Origin of the sequence: Novosphingobium sp. ZW T3_23 (assembly GCF_044987305.1) — a bacterium.
Lineage (GTDB): Bacteria > Pseudomonadota > Alphaproteobacteria > Sphingomonadales > Sphingomonadaceae > Novosphingobium.
This window is the reverse complement of the sequence record NZ_JBJDRF010000138.1, coordinates 1-858: the sequence shown is the minus strand read 5'-3', so window position 1 is coordinate 858 and position 858 is coordinate 1. Positions and strand designations below refer to the sequence as shown.

The following is an 858-nucleotide window of genomic DNA, read 5'->3' as shown; positions in this document are numbered from 1 at the left end:
ATGCGGGGCCTGGGGCTGGCATGGGGATCAGCTTGGCCATCTTGCGAAGGTTTTGGGCGGTGGCGGCGAGGAGGAACTCGTCTTTTGCACCGTTTGGACCTCTCAGGCGCAGGCGATCCATCCTGAGGATGCGCTTGAGGTGCGCGAACAGCATTTCGACCTTCTTCCTCTGCCGACGGGAGATGAGATAAGCATCGGTGGCGGCAATGTCGCGCGCCAGATCACGGGCGCCCTCGTGGACTGAACGAACAATCTTGCGCGCTGGCTGGGTTGGACAACAGCGCGGCTTTAGATCGCAGGCTTCACAGTCCAGCTTGCTGGCGCGGTAGCGTCGCATGCCATACTCATCGACGAACGGTCGATCTTCCCGATAGACTTTCTGCCTCTGGCGCAGCCGCTTGCCGGTTGGGCAGATGTAGCTGTCACCCTCATGGTCGTAGATGAAGTCGGAACGCTCGAAGGTGCCATCGCTGCGCGCGGACTTGTCGAACACCGGGATGTGCGGCTCGATCCCGCGCTCCTCGACCAGCCATGACAGGTTCTTCGCATCGCCATAACCAGTGTCGCCTGCGAGCCGCTCAGGCCACAGGCCGAAGCGTTCATGCGTTCGATCGATCATACGTCGCTGGGCCGTGACCTCGGCCTGGCGTATTGCTGTGGTCGCCTCGACGTCGACGATCACCGCGTGCTGGAGATCGATCAGGTAATTGGTGGCATAAACGAAGAAGGCGCGCTCGCGGCTCGCCGCTGTCCAACGCGCCGCCGGATCGGCCACCGCCAACTGCTTGGGCGGCACCGGGGCGGCTCCGCCAAAGGCGGCGTCATCGAGCACGGCAAGATACTCACGAACGGCATGGC

1 protein-coding gene is annotated in these 858 nt (G+C 62.8%); it reads right to left on the bottom strand.

What is annotated here, in order from left to right; translation table 11 throughout:
• Window positions 1-858, bottom strand: an 858-nt coding sequence (locus ACI3K3_RS25690) for a transposase (protein ID WP_404918945.1), incomplete at both ends; no start/stop codon positions are given.